This window comes from Sphingomonas sp. 66-10 (assembly GCF_001897045.1).
GTDB lineage: Bacteria > Pseudomonadota > Alphaproteobacteria > Sphingomonadales > Sphingomonadaceae > Sphingomonas > Sphingomonas lycopersici.
Genome location: NZ_MKRR01000167.1, coordinates 13,121 through 17,331, shown reverse-complemented (window position 1 = coordinate 17,331; position 4,211 = coordinate 13,121). Strand labels below are relative to the sequence as shown.

Here is a 4,211-nt window from a genome sequence, read left to right as displayed (position 1 = left end):
TCGAACTTGTGGCGGCTGACGAGATTATATTCGGGCTGGAGCACCTGATAATGCGGCAGCCCGGCGGCCTTGGCCGCCTCGTTCGCCGACTGGAGCCGCGCGGCATGGAAGTTGGAGGCGCCGAGCACGCGCACCTTGCCCGCCGCGACCAATTTGCCGAACGCTTCGAGCGCGGCTTCCTGCGGCACCGCCTCATCGTCCTGGTGCGCGAAGTAAAGATCGATGCGATCGGTGCCAAGCCGGCGGAGCGAGGCCTCGCATGCCGCGGCGATCCGCGCCGGGGCGAGCTTCTCGCCGCCTTCGCCAGGAAGCATCCCGACCTTGGTGGCGATCAGCACCTTGTCGCGCTTGCCGCTGTTGCGCAGCCAATCGCCGATCATCGTCTCGGATTCGCCGCCCTGATGCCCCGGCACCCAGGCCGAATAGACATCGGCGGTGTCGATCATCGTCCCGCCCGCATCGACGAAGGCGTCGAGCACCGCGAAGCTCGCCGCGCGGTCTGCGGTCCAGCCGAAGACATTGCCGCCCAGCACGAGCGGGGTGATCTCAAGCTCGCTGGCGCCAAGACGACGTGTGCTCATTGTCCGTCCTCGTCCCCATCTTCGTCGTTGTGCAGTACGGCCGCCGCGCTGACGCTATTGGCGTCGAGCATCGCGGCCGCCTCGCTCAATTGCTGGTCATGATCGACGCTAGCATCCGGCAGCGTCGGTTGCGCGGAGCAGGCGGCGAGCAGCGCCAATAACGCGCCCGCCGCCGCCCGCCCGATCAATGGTTCTGGATCGCGTTGCCGGCATCCTTCAGCGCGCCGCCGGCGGCGTCGCGTGCCTTTTCGGCGCCGTGCTTGATCGTGTCGCCCGCCTTGTCGGCCTTGTTCTTTACCGCGTCGCCGGCATTGTCCATCGCCGCGCTGGCACCGTTGAGCGCCTGATCGGTGGCGGCCTGAACGTCGCCGACCGCGTTGCTGGCGGTCGCGCTGACATCGGCGCCGACCGCATTGGCGGCTTCGAGGCTCTGGTCCTGCGCATTCTTGCTGCACGCGCCGAGGCTGATGAGAGCGGCGGCCGCGACGGCGGTAATGGCGATACGCTTCATATCGAATCTCCCTTTTTGCCTGATGCCGGGCAGGCGGCATCGGGCGGCAAATTGGCGCAGCCGCGCCGGCTCCGCAACGATTTCATCGTTTTGGGGTGCGTTGACCTCATATAAAGATATCTTTATATCTTCATCTCGATGATCGATGCGCTCGAAATCTTCCGTGCTCTGGCCGATTCGTCGCGACTGCGCATCGTGCGTCTGCTGCGCACGATGGAGCTGTCGGTCGGCGAACTGGCGCAGGTGCTGGGGCAAAGCCAGCCGCGCGTGTCGCGGCATGTGAAAATCCTGTGCGACGCCGGGCTGGCCGAGCGGCGCAAAGAGGGAAGCTGGGTATTCGTCGCGCTCGGGCCGGCCGATGCGGTGGCGCCGGTCGCGGCGGCGCTCGACGGCTGGGATGCGGCCAGCCCCGATCGCCAGGCGGCGGCGGACGTCGCGCGGCTCGCCGCGGTGCGCGCCGATCGCGCGGCCTCCGCGGCGGCGTGGTTCGAGGCGAATGCCGGGCAGTGGGACGCGATCCGCTCGCTCCACATCGCCGAGGAGCAGGTCGAGGAAGCGATGCTCGCCGCGCTGGGCGACGCGCCGGTCGGACGACTGATCGATATCGGCACCGGCACCGGGCGGATGATCGAATTGTTCGCGCCGCGCGCGGAGACCGCTTTGGGGATCGACCGCAGCTCCGAGATGCTGCGGCTGGCGCGCGCCAAATTGGGCGAGCAGGGGCTCGCTAATGTCGAATTGCGCCAGGCCGATCTCTATGCGTTGCCGATGGGCGACGGCGAGGCCGACGTCGCGATCATCCACCACGTGCTGCATTTCGCGCAGCAGCCGGGGGCGGCGATCGCCGAGGCGGCGCGGGTGCTCGCGCCGGGCGGCCGGCTGCTGATCGCTGATTTCGCGCCGCACGATCGCGAGGAATTGCGCGCGCAGGATGCGCATACCCGGCTCGGCTTCTCCGACGCGCAGATCGAGCGGTGGTTCGCCGCGGCCGGGCTGACGCTGGCGCAGGTGGAGACGCTCGCCGGAGGCGAGCTGACGGTGAAATTGTGGCTCGGCGTCCGCCACGGCGCGGCCCTGAAAGAGGTAAAAGCGGCATGACCCTATCGCTCAACCAGCTGGAGGAGGCGCGCCGCGCGCTCGATGCGCCGCTCTATGCCGATGTCGCGGGCGACATCGACGTCAGCTTCGAATTCTTCCCGCCCAAGACGGAGAAGATGGAAGAGACCTTGTGGCAGTCGATCGGCACGCTCGCGCCGCTCGCGCCGCGCTTCGTCTCGGTGACCTATGGCGCCGGCGGCTCGACCCGCGAACGGACCCACGCCACCGTCGCGCGGATCGCGCGCGAGACAGCGATCCCCGCGGCGGCGCACCTCACCTGCGTCGAGGCGACGCGCGAGGAGATCGACGCGGTGGCGCGCGAATATTGGGCGGCCGGGGTGCGGCATATCGTCGCGCTGCGCGGCGACCCGCCGGTGGCAGGCGAGCGTTATAGCGCGTGGCCGGGCGGTTATGAGAATGCCGCGGCGCTGGTCGCCGGGTTGCGCCGGTTGCATCCGTTCGAGCTGTCGGTCGCCGCCTATCCCGAGAGCCACCCGGATTCGCCCGATGCGGCGGCCGATCTCGACAATCTCAAGCGCAAGATCGACGCCGGGGCGACCCGCGCGATCACGCAATTCTTCTTCGAGCCCGAAACCTTCTTCCGCTATCGCGATCGCGTCGCCGCGGCGGGGATCGCGGCGGAGATCGTGCCGGGGATCATGCCGGTCTCCAATTTCGCCGCGGTCCAGCGGATGAGCGCGATGTGCGGCACCGCGGTGCCGGCGTGGATGGGGCGTGTGTTCGCCGGGCTCGACGATCTGCCCGATGCGCGCCAGCTCGTCGCCGCGACGCTCGCCGCCGAATTGTGCCGCAAGCTCTACGCCGGCGGGGTGAAGCAATTCCATTTCTACACGTTGAACCGCGCTGAACTGTCCTTCGCGATCTGCCACCTGCTCGGTGTGCGCGCCAAGATCGGTGCGCAAGCGGCTGCGGCGTAATGCTTAATTTTTTCCCTCGTCATTCCCGCGAAGGCGGGAATCCATTCACGCCGGGGGTGCGGCTCGAGTCGATGGACCAGCCAGAATGGATCCCCGCCTTCGCCGGGATGACGAAGCGGGCAGTTCGTAGCGGGTCTGAGGATTTATCATGAGTGTACGTGACGCGTTCAATGCCGAGGCGGCCAAGCGCATCCTGATCACCGACGGCGCGTTCGGCACCGAGATCCAGGGCTGGAAGCTCGCCGAGGCGGACTATGCCGGCGATCTCGGGCTGGCGCGCGATCAGAAGGGCAATAACGACATCCTGGCGCTGACCAAGCCCGAGGTGCCCGAATCGATCCACCGCGCCTATTTCGAGGCGGGGGCGGATATCGCCGAGACCAATACCTTCTCCGCCAACCGCATCAGCCAGGCCGATTATGCCGCCGAGCATCTGGTGCGCGAGATCAATGTCGAGAGCGCCAAGCTCGCGCGGCGCGTGGCGGACGAATTTGCCGCGAAGGACGGCCGCCCGCGCTTCGTCGCGGGGGCGATCGGGCCGACCAACAAGACGCTGTCGCTCAGCCCCGACGTCAACGATCCCGGCTATCGCGAGATCGATTTCGATTATCTCAAGGATGTTTACCGCGAGCAGATCGACGCGCTGGTCGAGGGCGGGGTCGATTTCGTGCTGATCGAGACGGTGTTCGATACATTGAACGCCAAGGCCGGGGTGATGGCCGCGATCGAGGCGGGCGAGGCGCTGGGGCGCGATCTGCCGATCATGCTGTCGATGACGCTGACCGACCTTTCGGGGCGCAACCTCTCCGGCCATACGGTCGAGGCGTTCTGGCATGCCGTGCGCCACGCGCGGCCGCTGACGATCGGGCTCAACTGCTCGTTCGGCGCGGAGCAATTGCGGCCGCACGTCAAGGTGTTAAGCGAAATAGCTGACACGCTGATCATGGTTTATCCCAATGCCGGGCTGCCCAACGAACTGGGCGCCTATGACGAGGCGCCCGCGACCACCGCGGGGCTGGTCGGCGAATGGGCGGTGGCGGGACAGGTCAATGTGCTCGGCGGCTGCTGCGGCTCGACCCCGGC

The 4,211-nt window shown here is 67.5% G+C and carries 6 protein-coding genes; 3 read left to right on the top strand and 3 right to left on the bottom strand.

Going from position 1 to position 4,211, the window contains the following annotated elements; translation table 11 throughout:
- The 3 genes from BGN95_RS26130 to BGN95_RS26120 all read right to left on the bottom strand — a co-directional run.
- The coding region (locus BGN95_RS26130) for an aldo/keto reductase (RefSeq protein ID WP_286774522.1) at nucleotides 1-581 on the bottom strand (581 nt) is incomplete at its 3' end.
- Nucleotides 578-739 carry a hypothetical protein gene (locus BGN95_RS26125; RefSeq protein ID WP_179511303.1) on the bottom strand — a complete coding sequence of 54 codons (162 nt, stop codon included), beginning with the start codon at nucleotides 737-739 and terminating at the stop codon, nucleotides 578-580. The genes BGN95_RS26130 and BGN95_RS26125, both read right to left, overlap by 4 nt.
- Before the next feature lie 26 nt (nucleotides 740-765).
- Entirely contained in the window at nucleotides 766-1,092 is a 327-nt protein-coding gene (locus BGN95_RS26120) for a hypothetical protein (protein WP_265269820.1), read from the bottom strand.
- A gap of 138 nt (nucleotides 1,093-1,230) precedes the next feature.
- Between BGN95_RS26120 and BGN95_RS26115 the strand changes: the two genes are divergently transcribed.
- The 3 genes from BGN95_RS26115 to BGN95_RS26105 all read left to right on the top strand — a co-directional run.
- Complete coding sequence (locus BGN95_RS26115) at nucleotides 1,231-2,190, top strand: ArsR/SmtB family transcription factor (RefSeq protein WP_265269821.1); 960 nt, start codon at nucleotides 1,231-1,233, stop codon at nucleotides 2,188-2,190.
- Nucleotides 2,187-3,128, top strand: coding sequence for a methylenetetrahydrofolate reductase [NAD(P)H] (gene metF, locus BGN95_RS26110; protein ID WP_265269823.1), 942 nt, complete (start codon nucleotides 2,187-2,189; stop codon nucleotides 3,126-3,128). Before BGN95_RS26115 ends, metF begins: the two co-directional genes overlap by 4 nt.
- Nucleotides 3,129-3,276: 148 nt before the next feature.
- The coding region (locus BGN95_RS26105) for a homocysteine S-methyltransferase family protein (protein ID WP_286774553.1) at nucleotides 3,277-4,211 on the top strand (935 nt) is incomplete at its 3' end.

Excerpts from the sequence above, each read along its gene's own strand:
- BGN95_RS26120 (WP_265269820.1), bottom strand. The coding sequence starts at position 1,092 with ATGAAGCGTATCGCCATTACCGCCGTCGCGGCCGCCGCTCTCATCAGC.
- metF (WP_265269823.1), top strand. The coding sequence starts at position 2,187 with ATGACCCTATCGCTCAACCAGCTGGAGGAGGCGCGCCGCGCGCTCGAT.
- BGN95_RS26115 (WP_265269821.1), top strand. The coding sequence starts at position 1,231 with ATGATCGATGCGCTCGAAATCTTCCGTGCTCTGGCCGATTCGTCGCGA.